This window comes from Denitromonas iodatirespirans (assembly GCF_018524365.1).
Classification (GTDB): Bacteria; Pseudomonadota; Gammaproteobacteria; order Burkholderiales; family Rhodocyclaceae; genus Nitrogeniibacter; species Nitrogeniibacter iodatirespirans.
This window is the reverse complement of record NZ_JAEKFT010000006.1, coordinates 220800-240369: the sequence shown is the minus strand read 5'-3', so window position 1 is coordinate 240369 and position 19570 is coordinate 220800. Positions and strand designations below refer to the sequence as shown.

At 67.7% G+C, this 19570-nt stretch carries 22 protein-coding genes; 19 read left to right on the top strand and 3 right to left on the bottom strand.

All coding sequences use genetic code 11. From position 1 onward, the window contains the following. Positions 1 to 299 precede the first annotated feature (299 nt). The 5 genes from I8J34_RS07955 to I8J34_RS07935 all read left to right on the top strand — a co-directional run bounded on the left by I8J34_RS07955 (position 300) and on the right by I8J34_RS07935 (position 3375). Positions 300 to 1238 (top strand): LysR family transcriptional regulator, encoded by a 939-nt coding sequence (locus I8J34_RS07955; protein ID WP_214360860.1) that lies wholly within the window; start codon positions 300 to 302, stop codon positions 1236 to 1238. Between the two features lie 127 nt (positions 1239 to 1365). Beyond that, positions 1366 to 1623, top strand: coding sequence for an ArsR/SmtB family transcription factor (locus I8J34_RS07950; protein WP_214360859.1), 258 nt, complete (start codon positions 1366 to 1368; stop codon positions 1621 to 1623). 52 nt (positions 1624 to 1675) lie between these two features. Next, positions 1676 to 2143, top strand: a complete 468-nt coding sequence (locus I8J34_RS07945; RefSeq protein WP_214360858.1) for an SRPBCC family protein — start codon at positions 1676 to 1678, stop codon at positions 2141 to 2143. 213 nt (positions 2144 to 2356) lie between these two features. Then, on the top strand, positions 2357 to 2992 hold the full coding sequence (locus I8J34_RS07940; protein ID WP_214360857.1) for a glutathione S-transferase family protein: 636 nt from the start codon (positions 2357 to 2359) through the stop codon (positions 2990 to 2992). Between the two features lie 23 nt (positions 2993 to 3015). Further along, positions 3016 to 3375, top strand: a complete 360-nt coding sequence (locus tag I8J34_RS07935) for a TfoX/Sxy family protein (RefSeq protein WP_214360856.1) — start codon at positions 3016 to 3018, stop codon at positions 3373 to 3375. Between the two features lie 13 nt (positions 3376 to 3388). Here I8J34_RS07935 and I8J34_RS07930 read toward each other — a convergent pair whose 3' ends face one another. Beyond that, on the bottom strand, positions 3389 to 4516 hold the full coding sequence (locus tag I8J34_RS07930) for an ABC transporter substrate-binding protein (RefSeq protein WP_214360855.1): 1128 nt from the start codon (positions 4514 to 4516) through the stop codon (positions 3389 to 3391). 230 nt (positions 4517 to 4746) lie between these two features. Between I8J34_RS07930 and I8J34_RS07925 the strand changes: the two genes are divergently transcribed. Together I8J34_RS07925 and I8J34_RS07920 are read left to right on the top strand one after the other, a co-directional pair. After that, entirely contained in the window at positions 4747 to 5169 is a 423-nt protein-coding gene (locus I8J34_RS07925; RefSeq protein WP_214360854.1) for a DUF3830 family protein, read from the top strand. Positions 5170 to 5195: 26 nt separating this feature from the next. Then, positions 5196 to 5600 carry a GlcG/HbpS family heme-binding protein gene (locus tag I8J34_RS07920; protein ID WP_214360853.1) on the top strand — a complete coding sequence of 135 codons (405 nt, stop codon included), beginning with the start codon at positions 5196 to 5198 and terminating at the stop codon, positions 5598 to 5600. Positions 5601 to 5615: 15 nt separating this feature from the next. Here I8J34_RS07920 and paaY read toward each other — a convergent pair whose 3' ends face one another. After that, the gene (gene paaY, locus I8J34_RS07915) at positions 5616 to 6224 is read right to left on the bottom strand and encodes a phenylacetic acid degradation protein PaaY (protein WP_214360852.1); all 609 of its coding nucleotides are present in this window, start codon (positions 6222 to 6224) and stop codon (positions 5616 to 5618) included. Between the two features lie 95 nt (positions 6225 to 6319). Then, entirely contained in the window at positions 6320 to 7987 is a 1668-nt protein-coding gene (gene paaN, locus I8J34_RS07910; protein ID WP_214360851.1) for a phenylacetic acid degradation protein PaaN, read from the bottom strand. 252 nt (positions 7988 to 8239) lie between these two features. Here paaN and paaG point away from each other — a divergent pair, with 252 nt between their 5' ends. From paaG to I8J34_RS07850, 12 genes are all read left to right on the top strand, one after another. Beyond that, entirely contained in the window at positions 8240 to 9046 is an 807-nt protein-coding gene (paaG, locus tag I8J34_RS07905; protein ID WP_214360850.1) for a 2-(1,2-epoxy-1,2-dihydrophenyl)acetyl-CoA isomerase PaaG, read from the top strand. Between the two features lie 3 nt (positions 9047 to 9049). Then, positions 9050 to 10576, top strand: coding sequence for a 3-hydroxyacyl-CoA dehydrogenase PaaH (gene paaH, locus I8J34_RS07900; protein WP_214360849.1), 1527 nt, complete (start codon positions 9050 to 9052; stop codon positions 10574 to 10576). A 10-nt stretch (positions 10577 to 10586) separates the two neighbouring features. Further along, entirely contained in the window at positions 10587 to 11030 is a 444-nt protein-coding gene (gene paaI, locus I8J34_RS07895) for a hydroxyphenylacetyl-CoA thioesterase PaaI (protein ID WP_230411748.1), read from the top strand. A 73-nt stretch (positions 11031 to 11103) separates the two neighbouring features. Next, the gene (gene paaK / locus I8J34_RS07890) at positions 11104 to 12426 is read left to right on the top strand and encodes a phenylacetate--CoA ligase PaaK (protein ID WP_214360847.1); all 1323 of its coding nucleotides are present in this window, start codon (positions 11104 to 11106) and stop codon (positions 12424 to 12426) included. Positions 12427 to 12573: 147 nt separating this feature from the next. Next, on the top strand, positions 12574 to 13575 hold the full coding sequence (paaA, locus tag I8J34_RS07885) for a 1,2-phenylacetyl-CoA epoxidase subunit PaaA (RefSeq protein ID WP_214360846.1): 1002 nt from the start codon (positions 12574 to 12576) through the stop codon (positions 13573 to 13575). A gap of 20 nt (positions 13576 to 13595) precedes the next feature. Then, on the top strand, positions 13596 to 13883 hold the full coding sequence (gene paaB / locus I8J34_RS07880) for a 1,2-phenylacetyl-CoA epoxidase subunit PaaB (protein ID WP_214360845.1): 288 nt from the start codon (positions 13596 to 13598) through the stop codon (positions 13881 to 13883). Between the two features lie 11 nt (positions 13884 to 13894). Beyond that, positions 13895 to 14659 carry a 1,2-phenylacetyl-CoA epoxidase subunit PaaC gene (paaC, locus tag I8J34_RS07875; protein ID WP_214360844.1) on the top strand — a complete coding sequence of 255 codons (765 nt, stop codon included), beginning with the start codon at positions 13895 to 13897 and terminating at the stop codon, positions 14657 to 14659. An 8-nt stretch (positions 14660 to 14667) separates the two neighbouring features. Then, complete coding sequence (paaD, locus tag I8J34_RS07870) at positions 14668 to 15156, top strand: 1,2-phenylacetyl-CoA epoxidase subunit PaaD (protein ID WP_214360843.1); 489 nt, start codon at positions 14668 to 14670, stop codon at positions 15154 to 15156. A 20-nt stretch (positions 15157 to 15176) separates the two neighbouring features. Further along, positions 15177 to 16247 carry a 1,2-phenylacetyl-CoA epoxidase subunit PaaE gene (gene paaE / locus I8J34_RS07865; RefSeq protein WP_214360842.1) on the top strand — a complete coding sequence of 357 codons (1071 nt, stop codon included), beginning with the start codon at positions 15177 to 15179 and terminating at the stop codon, positions 16245 to 16247. 50 nt (positions 16248 to 16297) lie between these two features. Beyond that, entirely contained in the window at positions 16298 to 16921 is a 624-nt protein-coding gene (locus I8J34_RS07860; protein WP_214360841.1) for a TetR/AcrR family transcriptional regulator, read from the top strand. 67 nt (positions 16922 to 16988) lie between these two features. Beyond that, entirely contained in the window at positions 16989 to 18191 is a 1203-nt protein-coding gene (gene pcaF, locus I8J34_RS07855) for a 3-oxoadipyl-CoA thiolase (protein WP_214360877.1), read from the top strand. Positions 18192 to 18280: 89 nt separating this feature from the next. Then, positions 18281 to 19432 (top strand): ABC transporter substrate-binding protein, encoded by a 1152-nt coding sequence (locus I8J34_RS07850; RefSeq protein ID WP_214360840.1) that lies wholly within the window; start codon positions 18281 to 18283, stop codon positions 19430 to 19432. Positions 19433 to 19570: the final 138 nt, after the last annotated feature.

Here is a 19570-nt window from a genome sequence, read left to right as displayed (position 1 = left end):
TGGGCAGGACGTCGACAAAGTCTGGATGAGCAGCCAAAAAACCGAAGGCCCGCAGTGTGCGGGCCTTCGGTTTGTTCGGTGAGCCGGTTCGGGGGTGTTGAACGGGCGCGCTGCCATTTCGGGTCGAAATGCGATCTTCACGAACGGTGGCGGGGTGGGCCTGGGGGGCCGGCGGCGGGTGGCTGCCGGTGTTCGCGTCGATCTGTTGGGGCTATTTGACCCGAAAGCGAGTCATCTGAAAAACACTGATTCAAGATGCGTGTATCTTGAATTGAGATGGCTGGCGTATGATCGGGGCCATGGAATTGCGCCAGCTTCGCTACTTCTCCGCCATCGCCAAGCACGGCAGCTTTTCGAAGGCGGCCGAGCAGGTGTTCGTGGCGCAGTCGGCGCTCAGTCATCAGCTGGCGCAGCTGGAGGCCGAGCTGGGGGCGCAGTTGTTGCATCGCTCGCGCCGTGGGGTCGAGTTGACCGAGGCGGGGCGGGCGTTTCTTGCGCATGCCCGAGCCATTCTGCGGCAGGTGGACGATGCCCGGGCGAGCGTGATGAACGTGGCGGGCGAGCCGAGCGGCAAGGTGGTGTTCGGCGTGCCGCACAGCGCGTCGAACGCCCTGGCCCTGCCGCTGCTGCAGGCGGTGCGCCGGCAGTTGCCCAAGGTGGAGCTGGAGCTGACCGAGGAGCTGACCGGCAACCTGGTGCCGCAGCTGCGTAGCGGGCAGATCAATCTGGCGGTGCTGTTCGATGACGGCTCGCTGGGCGAATTCGAGCAGACGCCCTTGCTGGACGAACACCTGTCGCTGATCTCGTCGGCGACCGCGGCCGACCGGCCGCAGGCGGCGGTGAGCCTGAAGCAGGCGCTGGCCTTGCCCTTGATCCTGCCGGCGCACCCGCACGGCGTGCGCCCGATCATCGAGACGGCGGCGCGCGAGCATGGGCTGCCGGCGCCCAACGTGGTGGCCGACATCAGCTCGATCAGCATCCTGCGCACCACCTTGCTGGCCGGCATGGGGCATACGCTGCTGTCGGTGATGCCGCTGCAGCACGATCTGGCCAGCGGCGCGCTGTGCGCCGTGCCGGTGGCGCCGCCTCTGACGCGCCGGCTGGTGCTCTGCGCGTCGCGCCACATCCCGCTGTCGGCCGCGGCCACGGCGGTGTTGCAATTGACCGTGGGGCTGGCGCAGACGCTGTGCACCGGCGGGGCATGGGAAGGCGCCGCGCAGGTTCCGGTGAAGCGGTGAGCGGCGGACGCGTCGTCGCGCGCCGACGAATCCCGTAGCAGGCGGTTATCCGGAATTTTCATCGACAGGCTTGACGTGTCTCGTCGATCCTCTACCATACACCTCAAGGTGTATTGAATCGAATGGCATGGACAAGACCTTCTTTGCGCTCTCGCATCCGGTGCGGCGTCTGCTGCTCGAACGTATCGCCGCCGGTGATCTGACGGTGGGCGAGGCGGCGCGCGGCTTGGATCACAGCCCGGCGCAGATGACCAAGCATGTGCGCATTCTCGAAGAGGCGGGCTTGCTGGTGCGGCGCAAGGAGGGGCGGGTGCATCGGCTCCATTTCGAGGCCGCGCCGCTGGATGAGGCGATGGATTGGGTGGCCCGCCACCGGGCCTTCTGATCTGGGCGTTTCGATGCGCTCGATGCCTATCTGAACCAACAGGAGACGTCCGATGGATGACACCGTCGATACCGGTGTGCTGCAGATGGAATTGCGCCGAGTGTTCGCCCATCCACGTGAGCGGGTGTTCGATGCCTGGACCCGCGAGGAGGCGTTGATGGCCTGGATGGGGCCGTCGGAATCGATCGTTGCCGGGCCGGTGAGCATGGATTTTCGTGAGGGCGGCAACTACCGCATCTGTTTCGTCGAGGCCGGCGAACCCGACAAATGGGTGCAGGGGACCTACCTCACCATTCGTCGCCCAGAGCGCCTGATGTTCACCTGGAGCTGGTCGGCGCCGGTGCCCGATGCCGGGACCGAAACCACGGTGATCGTCGATTTCTCCGAGGTGCCCGAGGGCACCCTGGTGCATCTGCGCCATCTGCGCTTTGCCACCCAGGCGGTGTGCGACATGCATGCTGCGGGCTGGGCGGGCACCTTCGACAAGCTGGCCCGGCGTCTCGACGATGGGCGCTGTTGATCCGCACTGCCTGCGCACGGAGGTTGCCGAATGGCTGCGCGACAAGCAGATCGGCATCAGGTGCGATGCACCGGCCGCAACGGCTTGTGTGCCGGGCAGACCCACCGGATCGAGTTGCGGCGGATGAAGCTTTTCGGCTGGATGGGGCGGTGTGCGCAGATGCGCGCGCAGCCGTCGTCGAGGTCCTCTTTTCCCTCTGTTGGAGATCGCAACATGAAACTCTATGGACTGTATGGCTCGGGCAATGTGCGCAAGGTGCAGGCCGTGGCGCATGCCCTCGACCTGCCGCTGCAGATGGAATGGCTGAGCTTTTCCGAGGGGACGCACAAGAGCGACCGGTATCTCGCGCTCAACCCCAATGGCAAGGTGCCCACGCTGGTCGATGGCGACTTCGTGCTCTGGGAGAGCAACGCCATCAACCGCTACCTGTGCAGTCAGGTGCCGGGCAACACGCTCTATCCTGACGATCCGCGCCTGCGGGCCGCCGTGGATCAGTGGCTCGCCTGGGAGCTGGCGCACTACAACCAGGCCTTCGGCACCCTGGCGTGGGAGACCGTGGCCAAGCCCGGGTTCATGAGTCTGCCCACCGACGAAGCCGTCGCCGCGTGGGCCACGGAACAGTTGAACCGTTATGCCGCGGTGCTCGAAGCGCACCTGGACGGGCGGCGGACGGTGCTTGGCGACGGTGTGACGCTGGCCGACTACGCTCTGATTCACATCGAAACGTTCAAGGACATGATGCCCTTCGACTGGTCGCCCTATCCGCGCATCAATGCCTACTACGACCGGATGTGCGCCGACGCGCACTGGCAGGCGACCGCGGTCGACATGAGTCAGGTCGGGCGCTGAGCGGGCCCCGGGAGGCGTCGACCATGGCCTATGACGAATACCTCGCCGACCGCCTCCGCCAGCAACTGGCCGAGCGCCATGTGACGCATGAAGAGAAGCGCATGATGGGCGGCCTGTGCTTCATGGTGAATGACAAGATGTGCCTCGGCGTGAGCGGCGAGCGGCTGATGGTGCGCACCGATCCGGCCCACTACGCGCGTTTTCTGGCCTTGCCCGGCGCGCGCGAGATGGATTTCACCGGCCGGCCGATGAAGGGTTTCCTGTTCGTCGAGGGCGAGGGCATCGATGATGACGATGCCCTCGGCGCCTGGGTGCAGCGTTGCCTGGACTACAACCCGCTCGCGCCGCGCAGCAAGCGGCGCAAGAAAGCCGCCGCCGCTTGAGCGCCGGCCCGAGCTACTGCGCGTAGCTGCCGTCGGCACGCACCATCGACAGGTCGACGAACTGCGAACCCAGGCGCGAGGCGGGGCTGTAGGCGATGCTGTAGCCGCCCAGGTCCAGGCGGCTGATGCCATCCAGTGCCTGGGCGAGGCTGTCGCGGGTGATGGCCGGCGGGCTGCGGCGCAGGCCTTCGACCATGACCTTGGCGGCGATGTAGCCCTCCAGCGCCACATGCGAGGCCATGGGCGTGCCGGCCTCGGCCACTGCCTGCTGGAACTCACGCACGATGCCGAACTTGCCGCTGGCCGGCGAGGGCACGACCTGCGCCACGATCAGGCCGCGCACCTCGCTGCCGATGGCCTGGTGCAGCTCGTCGACCGAGATCACCGACAGCCCGAGAAACATCGGTTTGAAGTTGCCGGCCACGGCGGCCTTGAGAAAATTGACCGAGGCCTTGCCGGCGGTGAGCAGGATCACGGCGCCGGGGCCGGCCTTGGCCAGGGCGGCGACGGCCGCCTCGCCCTTGAAGTCGGGGCCGCCGATGGGCACCGCGGCCACGGCGGTGAGCTGGCGCTCGCGCATGGCCGCCTCGAAGTGCTTGAGCGCCGACTGCCCGAAGGCGTTGTCCATGTAGACCGCGGCAATCTGCGTCACGCCGGAGTTGCTCAGGTGGCGGATCATGGCGCGCACTTCGTCGCCGTAGCTGGCGCGCACATGGTAGGCGTGCGTGCCCGGCATCTCGCGGAAGTCGGGCGAGCCGCTCAAGGGGCCGACCGAGGGGATGCCGGCCGCCTCGATCAGCGGCGATACGGCCATGTTGACGCCGGTGCCGAGCACGCCGAGCAGGCCGACCACGGCCGGGTCTGCGATCAGCTGTGCCACGTTGGCCTTGGCACGATCCGGCGCGTAGCCGTCGTCGAGCTTGAGCAGCTCGATCTTGCGGCCATGCACGCCGCCGCGGCGGTTGACGCCGTCCAGATACAGCGCGATGCCGCTGTTGTATTCGCGGGTCAGGGCGGCCACCGGGCCGCTCTGGTCGGCCGATTGGCCGAGGCGGATGGTTTGCGCATGCAGCGCGCTGCCGACGGTAAGCGTCAGCCACAAAACCGTGCAGGCGCGAAGCCCGCGTGCGGTCCAGTTCATCTCTTGTCTCCTCTCATGGTGTCGCGCGATCGGGCCTGACGGCTGCCCGTGTTGTGAATGGTTTGGTTTTCGCGCTGTGGATGTCAGTTCGTGATGAAATGCCCTCTCGTGGTGCCGATGCGGATGCCTTGCCGGCGCCCCGGCAGCCCATACTCAACGGTATGGCGGCGTCGAACTTTAACCCGCCCGGACGGTGTCGGGCGACAACGTCGCGATCACAGGAGAAAGCCATGCGTCATCTGGCCATCGAGGTCGGCCCTCACCGCTTCATCGCCCGCCTGGAAGAGACGGCGGCACCTCAAACCTGCGCGGCCTTCCTCAAGCTGCTGCCCTTCGCCAACCAGGCCATCCACTCGCGCTGGAGCGGCGAGGCGGTGTGGGTGCCGCTGGGCGATTTCGACACCGGGCTGGGCTTCGAGAACCACACCAGCCACCCCTCGCGTGGCGACGTGCTGCTCTACCCGGGCGGTTTTTCCGAAACCGAGATCCTGTTCGCCTATGGCAGCAGCTGCTTCGCCAGCAAGATGGGGCAGCTGGCCGGCAACCACTTCCTGACGGTGGTCGAGGGCAGCGAGCAGTTGATGGACATGGGGCGGCGGGTATTGTGGCAGGGGGCGCAGGCGATTCGCTTCAGCGATCTGGGCGAGCGCTGAGCGACGAGAACACGGAGGAGCACATCATGAAAACGATCCACATGCTGACGCTGGACGACGTCAAACGCATCGCCGCGGCCGCCGAGGCCGAAGCCGTGGCCAACCAGTGGGCGGTGAGCATCGCCATCTGCGATGCCGGTGGTCACGCCCTGTGGCTGCAGCGCATGGACGGCGCGCCGCTGATGAGCGCCGCGGTGGCGCCGGAGAAGGCGCGCACCTGCGTGCTCACCGGCAAGCCCAGCAAGGTGTTCGAAGACATGGTCAACCAGGGCCGCACCGCCGCCCTGTCGATGCCGGTGGTGCCGCTCGAAGGCGGCGAGCCGATCGTGGTCGATGGCGTGGTTGTCGGCGCGGTGGGGGTCTCCGGCGTCACGGCCGGCGAGGACGCCCAGGTGGCGTGCGCCGGGGTGGCGGCGCTGGGCCAGCCCTGACCCGCGCCGGCGGGCTCAGCCGTTCTTCTTGAGATCCACCAGCGGCACCACGCTGTCGTCGAACTTGAGCCGTTCGCGGCCCGGTTCCATGTCGGTGAGCGGCGCGCAGGGCTTGAGCGTGGCCAGGCAGCGCTCGGTGAGTTGCTGGTAGGTGCGGGTGCCGTCGCTCTTCCAGGCGATTTCCTGGTCGGACAGCTCGCGCACCACCTTGGCCGGCATGCCGGCCACGAGGTGGCGGGCGGGCAGCACCATGCCGGCCTTCACAAAGGCGCAGGCAGCGACGATGGTGGCCTCGCCGACCACGGCGTTGTCCATGATCACCGCGTTCATGCCGATCAGCGCGTTCCGGCCCACGCGACAGCCATGCAGCACGGCGCCGTGGCCGACATGGCCGTCTTCTTCCACCACCGTGTCGGTGCCGGGAAAGCCGTGCATCACGCAGGTGTCCTGCACGTTCGAGCCGGCTTCGAGCACGATGCGGCCGAAGTCGCCGCGCAGCGAGGCGAGCGGGGCCACGTAGCAGTGCGGGCCGACGATCACGTCGCCGATCAGCACTGCATCGGGATGCACGAAGGCGGTGGGGTGGATGACCGGCTTGAGGCCGTCGATTTCATAGCAGGGCATGGCGGGAGCTCGTGACGGGGTGGAATGGGCCGATCCGGTGATGGGGGATTGGACGGTGCTCATCGGCGTCCAATCACCCCATCACCCATCACGACTTACTCAGCGATGTGATAGCGGCGCTGAATCACCCGGAAGCGGTTGGCGACGAAGGCGGCGTCCGAGTAGCTGGCGTTGGCCGAGGGGTTGGCGCCGGTGCCGTGGTAGTCGGAGAAGGCCGCCGACTGGTTCACGAAGACCCCGCCGGTGAGGTTGATCGACAGCGCCACCCCGGCGCGCAGCGTGGCGTCGGTCATGGCGTCGATCACGTCCTGCTTGGTCGAGTACAGGCCGACGGTCAGCGCGCCGTGCTCGCGCACGATGCGCTCCGACAGCGCCACCGCCGCCGCGCCATCGGCCACCTTGACGACGAAGCTGATCGGGCCGAAGCGCTCTTCCATATAGCGCTTCTCGTCCGCGGCGTCGCAGGTCAGCAGCACCGGGGTGTGCACCTCGGCGTTGGGGAACTGCGGGTGCACCAGCTTCTTCGAGTCGAGCACGATGGTGCCGTGCGCGCCGGCCTCGTTGATGCGGTCGACCGTGGCTTCGGACTGAATCGCGCCGAGCACCGCGGTGGCCACATTGATGTCGCCGAGGAATTTCTCGATCGCCGCGCCCAGGTCATGCGCCACTTCGTCGAAGGATTTATGGCCCTGGTCGGTGTCGATGCCGCCGGCCGGCACCAGGATCGCCTGGGTGGTGGTGCACATCTGGCCCGAGTACAGGCTGAGCGTGAAGGCCAGGTTGCGCAGCATGGCCTTGTAGTTGTCGGTGGACTCGATGACCACGTTGTTCACCCCGGCCAGCTCGGCATACACCTGGGCCTGGCGGGCGTTGTCGAGCAGCCACTGGCCGAATACGTTGCTGCCGGTGAAGTCGATCGACTTGACCGCCGGGTGCGTGGCCAGCGCCTGGGTGTCGGCGCGCTTGTCGACCACCGCCAGGCTGATCAGGTTGGGGTCGAGGCCGGCCTCGACCAGCACCTCGCGCGCGATGCGCACGGTGATGGCGGCGGGCAGGATGGCGCCGCTGTGCGGCTTGATGATCACCGGGTTGCCGGTGGCCAGCGCGGCGAACACGCCGGGGTAGGTGTTCCAGGTGGGGAAGGTGCCGCAGCCGATCACCAGCGCCACGCCGCGGCCGACGATCTCGAAATGCTTCTTCATCACCAGCGGCGGGTTCTTGCCCTGCGGCTTGTTCCAGGTGGCCTCGGGCACGATGCGCGACTGCTCGTCCCAGGCGTAGGCCACGGCCTCGAGGCCGCGGTCCTGCGCATGCGGGCCGCCGGCCTGGAAGGCCATCATCCAGCCCTGGCCGGTGGTCAGCATCACCGCGTGGGCGATCTCGAAGCTGTTCTTGTTGAGGCGGTCGAGGATCTCCAGGCACACGCCGGTGCGCCCGGCGGCGCCGAGCTTCTGCCAAGCGGGCATGGCGGCCTGCGCCGCGGCGATCAGCGCCTCGGTGTCGCATACCGGGTATTTGACATCGAGCGGCACGCCGTAGGGCGAGCGCTCGGTGGCGCTCCAGCCGTGCTGGCCGGGCTGGTCGAGGGTGAACTCGCGGCCGACGCAGGCCTCGACCGCGGCCTTGCCGTCGGCGTCGGCGGTTTCGCCATACACGCGCGGGCTGGGCATTTCGTTGAACGGCGTCCAGTAGGCGCGCGAGCGGATGGCGCCGAGCGCCTGTTCCAGGGTGGCCTGGTGCTTCTCGAACAGCGGGTGCGACATGGTGTCTCCTTCAGGGCGGCGGCCTGCCACGCGGGGGCTGCGAGGGTGGCGGTCGTTTTCTGATCCGGGGCTTGCTTTTTTGACGTAGATCAATTTTACTGTTGATCGACCGGTCGGTCAAACAAAGAAAAAGCATGATTCCGACCGCCGCAGTATAGGTTGCCGAATGCGCGGTGCCGAGCAGGCAGCGACGCGAGCGGTGGAGGAGACACATCACCGGGCGCAGACCCGGCTGCCCCGAAGGACGATGCCATGGCGTATGTTTTCGACACGATCACCCTCGAGATTTCCGAGGGCGTGGCCACCCTGACCCTCAACCGGCCCGACCGGCTCAACAGCTTCACCGACGCCATGCATGCCGAAGTGCGCGCCGCGCTCGACGCGATCCGCGCCGGCCGTGCCGACGGCACGGTGCGCGCCATGGTGCTGACCGGCGCCGGCCGGGGCTTCTGCGCCGGGCAGGACTTGTCGGACCGCAGCGTGTCGGCCGGCGATGCCGCGCCCGACCTGGGCGCCTCGGTCGAGAAGAACTACAAGCCGCTGGTGATGGCGCTGCGCGAGATGGACATGCCGGTGATCGCCGCCGTCAACGGCGTGGCCGCCGGCGCCGGTGCCAACCTGGCGCTGGCCTGCGATCTGGTGTTCGCCGCGCGCTCGGCGAGCTTCATCCAGGCCTTCTGCAAGCTGGGGCTGATCCCCGACACCGGCGGCACCTGGAGTCTGCCGCGCCTCTTGGGCCCGGCGCGCGCCATGGGCCTGGCCATGCTCGGCGACAAGCTGCCGGCCGAACAGGCCGAGGCCTGGGGCCTGATCTGGAAGTGTGTGGACGACGCCGATCTGATGCCCACGGTGAGCGCGCTGGCCCGCCAGATGGCTGCCGGCCCGACCTTCGGCTTCGCCCAGACCAAGAAGGCGATCTGGGCCAGCTCGACCCAGGACTTTGCCACCCAGCTCGACATGGAGCGCGACATGATGCGCGCCTGCGGCCAGTCGGACGACTACCGCGAGGGCGTGGCCGCCTTCATGGAAAAGCGCGCACCGCGCTTCACGGGGCGCTGAGCGATGGCCGCCCTCAAGACCTCCGACAAGGTGCTGGTGATCGGCGCCGGCGCCATGGGCAGCGGCATCGCCCATGTGGCGGCCGTGGCCGGCCACACCGTCTATTTGTATGACATGCAGGCCGAGGCGGTCGAACGCGGCCGCGCCGGCATTGGCAAGGATCTGGACGTCCTGGTCAGCCGCGACAAGCTTGGCCGCGAGGTCGCCGATGCGGCGCTGGCGCGGGTGCTGCCGATCGGCAATCTGTCCGATGCGCAGGATGCGCTACTGGCGGTCGAGGCCGTGGTCGAGCGGCTCGACGTCAAGCAGACGCTGTTCGCCGAGCTCGAGGGCATCCTCGCGCCCGAGGCGATCCTCGCCACCAACACCTCGTCGCTGTCGATCACCGCCCTGGCGGCGCCGCTGGCGCGCCCCGGCAACGTGGTGGGCATGCACTTCTTCAACCCCGCGCCGCGCATGAAGCTGGTGGAGGTGGTGTCGGGTCTTGCCACAGCGCCGGCCGTGGCGCAGACGGTGCATGCCACGGCCCAGGCCTGGGGCAAGGTGCCGGTGTTCGCCAAGTCCACGCCTGGCTTCATCGTCAATCGTGTGGCGCGCCCCTATTACGGCGAGGCGCTGCGCGTGCTGGCCGAGCAGGCCGCCACGCCGGCCACGCTGGATGCGGTGATGCGCGAGGGCTGCGGCTTTCCGATGGGGCCTTTCGAGCTGATGGACCTGATCGGCCATGATGTGAATCACGCGGTCAGCCAGTCGGTGTATGCCGCCTGCTTCAACGACAGCCGCTACACCCCGCAGCTGATCCAGCAGGAGCTGGTGCATGCCGGGCGCCTCGGCCGCAAGACCGGTCAGGGCTTCTATGCCTATGGCGAGGGCACGACGCTACCGGCCCCGGCCGATCTGGCGCCCGTTTCGGCGGCGCGGCGGGTGCGGGCGGTGGGCGACCTCGGCCCCGCCGCGGCGCTGATCGGCCGCCTCGAGCAGGCCGGCCTCACCGTCGAGCGCACGGCCGGCACGGGGCACGGCTGGCTGGAAATCGGCGCGGCGCGGCTGATGCTGAGCGACGGGCGCACCGCCACCCGGCGCGCGGTCGACAGCGGCTTCGAGCATGTGGTGCTGTTCGACCTGTGCCTGGACTTCGCCAAGACCCCGCGCCTGACCCTGAGCGCTGCCGACCAATGCGGTCGCGGCGCACTCACCGATGTGGTCGGCACCCTGCAGGCGGCCGGCTTCAAAGTGGCCCAGCTGGACGATGTGGCCGGCCTGCTGGCGCTGCGCACCGTGGCCATGCTGGCCAACGAAGCGGCCGATGCGGTGCTCGCCGGCATCGGTTCGGCGGCCGACATCGACACCGCCATGCGCCATGGCACCAACTACCCGCTCGGCCCGCTGGCCTGGGCCGACCGCCTCGGCCCGGCCTTTGTCGCCGAGGTGCTCGACCACCTGCGCGCGCACTATGTCGACACCCGCTACCGCCTCTCGCCGCTGCTGCAACGCAAGGCGCTGACCGGCGCCACCTTTCATGCCCACTGACAAGAGCCCCATGGACACGACAGCCCTCACCCCCCAGCAGATCGCCGAACAGGTGCGCGACACCATGTTCGCCAACGACCAGGCCTCGCGCGGCCTGGGCATGGAATTCATCGAAGTCGGCCCCGGCCGCGCCACGCTGACCATGACCGTGCGCGCCGACATGCTCAACGGCTTCGCCATCATCCACGGCGGCTTCGTCACCACGCTGGCCGATTCGGCCTTCGCCTTCGCCTGCAACAGCTACAACGAACAGACGGTGGCCTCGGGCATCAGCGTGGATTTCATCGCGCCGGCGCGCGAGGGCGATGTGCTCACCGCCACGGCGCGTGAGGTGGCGCTGTCGGGCCGCACCGGGGTGTACGACATCACCGTCACCAACCAGCACGGCACCACGATTGCCGTGATGCGGGGCAAGAGCTACCGGCTCAAGGGCCGGGCGGTGTTCCCGCAGTAAGCAAACGCGCGGCGGCGCGACATAAAAAAACCAGGCGCCGCCGACACCAGACACAGGGAAGAGGAGACACCCCATGACCTGCAAGATGCCCGCGCCGGGCGAGCTCGAAGCCATCGAAACGGCCAGTCGCGACGAGTTGCAAGCCACCCAGCTCAAACGCATGCAGTGGAGCGTGCAGCATGCCTACGACAACGTGCCGCACTACCGCGCCAAGTTCGACGAAGCAGGCGTGCATCCGAGCGACCTGAAGACGCTGGCGGATCTGGCCAAGTTTCCCTTCACCGGCAAGCAGGACCTGCGCGACAACTACCCGTTCGGGCTGTTCGCCGTGCCGCGCGAGAAGGTGGTGCGGGTGCATGCCTCGTCGGGCACCACCGGCAAGCCGACGGTGGTCGGCTATACCGCGCGCGACATCGACACCTGGGCCCGGGTGGTGGCGCGCTCGATCCGCGCCTCGGGCGGGCGGGCCGGCGACATCGTGCATGTGTCCTACGGCTATGGCCTGTTCACCGGCGGCCTGGGCGCGCACTACGGCGCCGAGAAGCTCGGCTGTACGGTGATCCCGATGTCCGGCGGGCAGACCGAGAAGCAGATCCAGATCATCCAGGACTTCAAGCCCGACATCATCATGGTGACGCCGTCCTACATGCTGACCCTCCTCGACGAGATGGAGCGTATGGGCATCGACCCGAAGAGCACCTCGCTCAAGATCGGCATCTTCGGCGCCGAGCCCTGGACGCACGCGATGCGCCAGGCCATGGAGGAGCGCTCGGGCATGGACGCGGTGGACATCTACGGTCTGTCCGAAGTGATGGGCCCGGGCGTGGCCAACGAATGCATCGAGAGCAAGGACGGCCCGGTGATCTGGGAAGACCACTTCTACCCCGAGATCATCGACCCGATCACCGGCGAAGTGCTGCCCGATGGCGAAGAGGGCGAGCTGGTGTTCACCACCCTGAGCAAGGAAGCGCTGCCGGTGATCCGCTACCGCACCCGCGATCTCACCCGCCTGCTGCCGCCGACCTCGCGCAGCATGCGCCGCATGGCCAAGATCACCGGGCGCTCGGACGACATGCTGATCATCCGCGGCGTGAACGTGTTCCCGACCCAGATCGAGGAGCTGATCTGCAAGATGCCCAAGCTCGCGCCCCAGTATCTGCTGGAGGTCGACAAGCAGGGCCACATGGACACCCTGACGGTGAAGGTCGAGACCAACCCCGAGGTGCCGGTCGGCCGTCATCCGGAACAGAAGGAAGCCTTGGCCAAGGAGCTGACCCACCACATCAAGAGCCTGATCGGCGTGTCCGCCAAGGTCATCGTCGGCGATCCGTTCAGCATCGAGCGGGTGACGGTCGGCAAGGCCAAGCGAGTCATCGATCGCCGCCCCAAGGACTGAGTGTATGAATAGACCTACTGCGCGGCTCGATTCCGCCCCTGCGATGCTCGCCGTACTCCCCGTACGGCTGCGCTTCTCGGAACGGACTCGAACCGCTCGCGACGGTCTCTTCACACACTCCGCTGAAATTTGATTAAGGAGCGCTCAATGTATACCCAAGCACTCGACATCCCCGGCCAGCAGCCCAAGGGCAAGCCCGATGCGGTCGAGAACGCCGCCTACCAGGCCGAGTTCGACGCGCGCATCGACGCCGGCGCGACCATCGAAGCCAAGGACTGGATGCCCGAGGCCTATCGCAAGACGCTGATCCGCCAGATCAGCCAGCATGCGCATTCCGAGATCGTCGGCATGCTGCCCGAGGGCAACTGGATCAGCCGTGCGCCCAGCCTCAAGCGCAAGGCCATCCTGCTGGCCAAGGTGCAGGACGAAGGCGGCCACGGCCTCTACCTCTATGCCGCCGCCGAGACGCTGGGCGTGTCGCGCGATGAATTGACCGAGGCGCTGCTCTCGGGCAAGGCCAAGTACAGCTCGATCTTCAACTACCCGACGCTGACCTGGGCCGACGTGGGCGTGATCGGCTGGCTGGTCGACGGCGCGGCGATCATGAACCAGATCCCGCTGTGCAAGTGCAGCTACGGCCCCTATGCCCGCGCCATGGTGCGGGTGTGCAAGGAGGAGTCCTTCCATCAGCGCCAGGGCTTCGACGCCCTGCTGGCGATGATGGGCGGCACCGAGGCGCAGCGCGAGATGGTGCAGGACGCGGTCAATCGCTGGTGGTGGCCGTCGCTGATGATGTTCGGCCCGCATGACGCCGACTCGCCCAACTCCGGCCAGAGCATGCGCTGGGGCATCAAGCGCATCTCCAACGACGAGCTGCGCCAGAAGTTCGTCGACGCCACGGTGCCCCAGGCCAAGGTGCTCGGCGTCACGCTGCCCGACCCGGATCTCAAGTGGAACGAGGACCGTGGCCACTACGACTTCGGCACCATCGACTGGGACGAATTCTGGAACGTGGTCAATGGCCACGGCCAGTGCAACGTCGACCGCCTGGCGACCCGCGTCAAGGCCTGGGAAGACGGCGCCTGGGTGCGCGAGGCGGCGATCGCCCATGCCGAAAAACAGGCGGCCCGCGAGAAGGCCGCGGCCTGACTAAGACAATGGAGAACACTATGGAACGCAAGGAATGGCCGCTGTGGGAGATCTTCGTCCGCAGCAGGAACGGCCTCGATCACAAGCACTGTGGCAGCGTGCATGCCACCGACGCGCGCATGGCCCTGCAGGTTGCGCGTGATGTGTACACCCGCCGCCAGGAAGGCGTGTCGATCTGGGCCGTGAAGGCCTCGGACATCGTCGCTTCCGACCCGGACGCCAAGCCCGAGCTGTTCGACCCGGCCGAAGACAAGATCTACCGGCATCCGACCTTCTACAAGCTGCCCGACGAAGTGGACCACATGTGATGGGGGCGCAAATGACGATGCAGACCACCCCCGAGCACCTGGAGTACGTGCTGCGCCTCGGCGATGCCGCGCTGATCCACGGCCAGCGCCTGTCCGAATGGTGCGGCCACGCGCCGGTGCTCGAAGAAGACATGGCCATGGCCAACATGGCGCTCGATCTCATCGGCCAGGCGCGCCTGCTGCTCAGCCACGCCGGCAAGCTCGAAGGCCAGGGGCGCGACGAAGATGCGCTGGCCTTCCTGCGCCACGAGGGCGAGTACCGCAATCCGACGCTGTGCGAGATGCCCAACACGGACTTCGCCCACACCATTCTCAAGGCCTTCCTGCTCGGCAGCTTTTCGCTGCTGCTGTGGGATCGTCTGGGCGGCTCGGGCGATCTGGAGCTGGCCGCCATCGCCGCCAAGAGCCTGAAGGAAGCGCGCTACCACGCCGAGCACACCGGCGACTGGGTGATCCGCCTCGGCGACGGCACCGAGGAGAGCCATCGGCGCGCCCAGGCCGCGCTCGATGTGCTGTGGCCCTACACCAACGAGCTGTTCGCCCCCAACGCCACCGACGACGCGGTGTCCGCTGCCGGCATCGGCCCGGCCTGGAGCGAGCTGGCCGCGGACTGGGAAGCCGCCGTGCTGCCGGTGCTCCAGCACGCCACGCTCACCGTGCCGGCGCGCACACCCTTCCAGAGCACCGGCAAGTTCGGCCGCCACAGCGAATACATGGGCCATCTGCTGGCGCACATGCAGCACCTGCCGCGCAGCTTCCCCGGCGCCAAGTGGTGAGCGTCGCGATGCTGACCGAAGCCCAGGCCTGGCAGGCGCTCGACGCGGTGGAAGACCCGGAGATTCCGGTGGTCTCGGTCACCGAGCTGGGCATCGTGCGCGAGGTCGTCGCCGAGGGCGACGGCTTGCGCGTGGTGGTCACCCCCACCTACAGCGGCTGCCCGGCCACCGAGCTGATCGCCGAGAGCATCGTCGATGCGCTCAAGGCCGCCGGCGCAGGCGCGGTGACGGTCGAAACCCGCCTGTCGCCGGCCTGGAGCACCGACTGGATCGCCGAGGGCGCACGCGAAAAGCTGCGCGCCTACGGCATCGTGCCGCCGCAGACGGCCGCGCCGGGCGGCGCCCAGGTGGTGCGCTTCATGTCGCGCACCCTGGCCTGCCCGCGCTGCGGCTCGATGCGCACCACGCGCCTGTCCGAATTCGGCTCGACCGCGTGCAAGTCGCTGTATCGCTGCGAAGACTGCCGCGAGCCCTTCGAATACTTCAAACCGATCTAAAAAAGCTCGGGAGAGACCGCATGAACCCCAAATTCCACCCCCTCAAGATTGCCGAAGTGCGCCGCGAAACCGCCGACTCGGTGAGCCTGCGCTTCAATGTGCCGGCCGAGTTGGCCGAGGACTACCGCTTCGTGCAGGGTCAGCACCTGACGCTCAAGGCCCGTGTCGACGGCCAGGACGTACGCCGCTCCTACTCCATCTGCGCCGGCGTCGACGACGGCGAGCTGCGCGTGGCGATCAAGCAGGTCAAGGGCGGGCTGTTCTCCAGCTGGGTCAACAGCGGCGCGCTCAAGGCCGGCGACACCGTCGAGGTGATGACGCCGGAAGGGCGCTTCCATGCCCCGCTCGACGCCGCCAACGCCAAGCACTACGTGGCCTTCGCCGCCGGCAGCGGCATCACCCCGATCGTCTCGCTGATCAAGACCACGCTGGCGCGCGAGCCGGGCAGCCGCTTCACCCTGGTGTATGGCAACCGCGGCACCAAGAGCGTGATGTTCGGCGAGGCGCTGGAGGACATCAAGAACCGCTACCTGACCCGCTTCACCTTCTACTCGCTGTTGTCGCGCGAGGCGCAGGACGTGCCGCTGTTCAACGGTCGGCTCGACCGGAACAAGGTGGCCGCCTTCCTCGACACGCTGATCCCAGTCGATGACATCGACGAGGCCTTCATTTGCGGGCCCGGCGCGATGATCGACGAGGTCGAGGCGGCGCTCTTGGCCGCCGGCATGGACGCCGGCCACATTCATCTGGAGCGCTTCGGCGTGCCCGACGCGGCGCCCACCCATCATGCCGAGCCGGGCGACGCCGCGGCGGCGACCATCACCCTGATCCAGGACGGCCTGCGCCGCGAGGTGGCCTTCCGCAAGGACGATCCGTCGATCCTCGACGTGGCGCTGGGCGCCGGCATGGACCTGCCGTATGCCTGCAAGGGTGGGGTATGCTGCACCTGCCGCGCCAAGGTGCTCGAAGGCCGTGTCCGCATGGACAAGAACTTCGCCCTCGAGCAGACCGATGTGGACGCCGGCTATGTGCTCACCTGTCAGGCCCATCCGCTCACCGAGCGGGTCGTCATCAGTTTTGACGAGCGTTGAGATGGCGCCCCGGCCGGTGAGCGTTTTGCATTCGAACGGGCAGCACACTCATGGCACGAACCAAAGCAGCGACTCACGACCAGCAACGCAACGCGATCCTCTCGAAGGCGGCGGAGCTGTTTGCCGACAAGGGCTTCCACGCCACCTCGATGTCCCAGCTGGCGGCCGCCTGCGGCGTCTCCAAGCCGCTGCTCTACCACTATGCCAAGGACAAGGCGGAGATGCTGTTCAGCGTGGCCGACAGCTACATGGACACCCTGGTGGACCTGGTCGACGAGGTCGAATCCGAGGCGCTGCCGCCCGAAGCGCATCTGCGCCGGCTGATCGCCCGCTTTCTCGAGACCTACGCCACCGCGCACAGCCATCACCGGGTGCTGGTGCAGGACGTGCGTCATCTGGACGAGGCGCCGCGCCAGCAGGTGGCCGACAAGGAACGGGCGGTGGTTGCGGCCTTCGCACGGGCGGTGGCGGCGGTCGAGCCGGGGGTCAGCGACAAGGGCCTGGACAAGGTCGTGGCGATGATCCTGTTCGGCATGATGAACTGGACCTTCACCTGGCTGCGCGCCAACGGCCCGCTGACCTACGAGGACATGGCGCCGCTGGTGACCGGCATTTTGCTCAACGGGGTGCACGGCACGCTCGGCGAGCACAAACACAACAACGTGCCCGCCTGACGCGGCGCGCACCGGCCCGCAGGCCGGTGGCGACACGTCGTCGGGCACATCGCGGGAGACCGATGTGCTGCATGACGTGTTGATCTGTGACGGCGTTCGCACGCCCTTTGGCCGCTACGGCGGCGCGCTGTCCGGCGTGCGTGCCGACGATCTGGCGGCGATCCCCATCCGTGCGCTCATCGCGCGCAACCGCGGCGTCGACTGGGCCGCGGTGGACGATATCTACTACGGCTGCGCCAATCAGGCCGGTGAAGACAACCGCAACGTGGCCCGCATGGCCGGTCTGCTCGCCGGACTGCCGGTGGACGTGCCCGGTGCCACGCTCAACCGCCTGTGCGGCTCGGGGCTGGACGCCATCGGCACCGCGGCGCGCGCCATCCGCTGCGGCGAAGCGCAGCTGATGATCGCCGGCGGTGTCGAGAGCATGAGCCGCGCGCCCTTCGTACTGGCCAAGGCCGACAGCGCCTTCTCGCGCAGCGCCAAGATCGAGGACACCACCATCGGCTGGCGCTTCGTGAACGCGAAGCTCAAGGCCGAGTACGGCATCGACTCGATGCCCGAGACGGCCGAGAACGTGGCCGACGAATTTGACATTGATCGTGCCGACCAGGACGCCTTCGCCCTGCGCAGCCAGCAACGCTACGCCGGGGCGGCCGCGCGCGGCTTCTTCGACGGCGAATTGGTGCCGGTGACCATCCCGCAGAAAAAGGGCGACCCGGTGGTGGTGAGCGTGGACGAGCATCCGCGCGAGACCTCGCTCGAAGCGCTCGGCCGGCTCAAGGGCGTGGTGCGCCCTGACGGCACGGTGACCGCCGGCAACGCTTCGGGGGTGAACGACGGCTCGGTGGCGCTGCTGCTGGCCAATCGCGCGGCCGCCGAGCAATACGGGCTGACGCCGCGCGGCCGGGTGGTGGCCATGGCCACGGCCGGGGTCGCGCCGCGCATCATGGGCATCGGCCCGGCGCCGGCGGCGAAGAAGGCGCTGGCGCTGGCCGGGCTGACGATCGATCAGATGGACGTGATCGAACTCAACGAAGCCTTTGCCGCCCAGGGCCTGGCGGTGCTGCGCCAGCTCGGGCTGGCCGACGATGCGGCGCAGGTCAATCCGAATGGTGGAGCGATCGCCATCGGTCATCCGCTGGGCGCTTCGGGCGCACGGCTGGCGCTGACGGCGCTGCGCCAGCTGGAGGCGAGCGGCGGGCGCTATGGGCTGGCGACGATGTGCATCGGCGTGGGGCAGGGCATCGCCCTGGTGATCGAGCGAATTTAATAACCGCAAATCGATTTGCTATGTGGTAATTTTTGACGGCGGTCCGATGCGGTAAGCGGGCCCGCCGATGACAACCAGGAGGAGACAACATGAAAAAGCACAAGACCATCATGGCGGCCGCATTCGGGCTGGCTTTCGCAAGCGGCGCAGCCTGGGCCGACATCACCGTGGGCGTGTCGGTGTCGGCCACCGGCCCGGCCGCTTCCCTGGGCATTCCGGAAAAGAACACCCTCACCCTGATGCCGAAGACCATCGCTGGCCAGAAGGTGAACTACATCGTCCTCGACGACGCCTCGGACACCACCACGGCGGTCAAGAACATCCGCAAGCTGATCTCCGAAGACAAGGTGGACGTGGTGATCGGCTCGACCATCACCCCCAACTCGCTGGCCATGATCGATGTGGCGGCCGAGTCGAAGACGCCGATGATCTCCATGGCCGCCTCGAGCAAGATCGTCGACCCGGTCGACGACAAGCGCCGCTGGGTCTTCAAGACCCCGCAGAACGACCAGCAGATGGCCACCGCCATCGTCTCGCACATGGTCGATGCCGGCGTGAAGACGGTCGGCTTCATCGGCTTCGACGATGCCTACGGCGAAGGCTGGTGGCAGCAGTTCTCGGCGATTGCCGAAGCGCGCAAGCTGAAGATCGTGGCCAACGAGCGCTACAAGCGCTCGGACACCTCGGTCACCGGCCAGGTGCTCAAGCTGTATGCCGCCAAGCCCGACGCCGTTCTCATCGCCGGTTCCGGCACGCCGGCCGCCCTGCCGCAGAAGACCCTCAAGCAGCGTGGCTACGCGGGCAAGGTCTACCAGACCCATGGCGTGGCCAACAACGACTTCCTGCGCGTGTGCGGCGCCGACTGCGAAGGCACCTTCCTGCCCGCCGGGCCGGTGCTGGTGGCCGACCAGCTGCCGGCCGACAACCCGGTGCGCAAGACCGCCCAGGACTACGTGAGCAAGTACGAGGCGGCCTTCGGCAAGGGCAGCGTGTCGACCTTTGGCGCGCATGCCTGGGATGCCGGCACCTTGCTGGTCAATGCCGTGCCCGGCGCACTCAAGAGCGCCCAGCCTGGCACGCCGGAATTCCGTGCCGCGCTGCGCGATTCGCTCGAAGGCCTGAAGGAAGTGGCCGGTGCCCACGGCATCTTCAACATGAGCCCGACCGACCACCTCGGCCTGGATCAGCGCTCGCGTGTGATGGTGCAGATCAAGGGCGGTAGCTGGCAGATGGTGAAGTAAGTGCCGATACCCCTCGCGCACGGCGCTGCCGTGCGTGAGGGCCGGGATGCCCGCGCCATCGGCGCGGGGTCGAGTCGAGTCAGGCCGAGGCTTGGCGGCGCAGGCGCGCCGGCGGTCGGTGGCACACGGGGTTCGTCC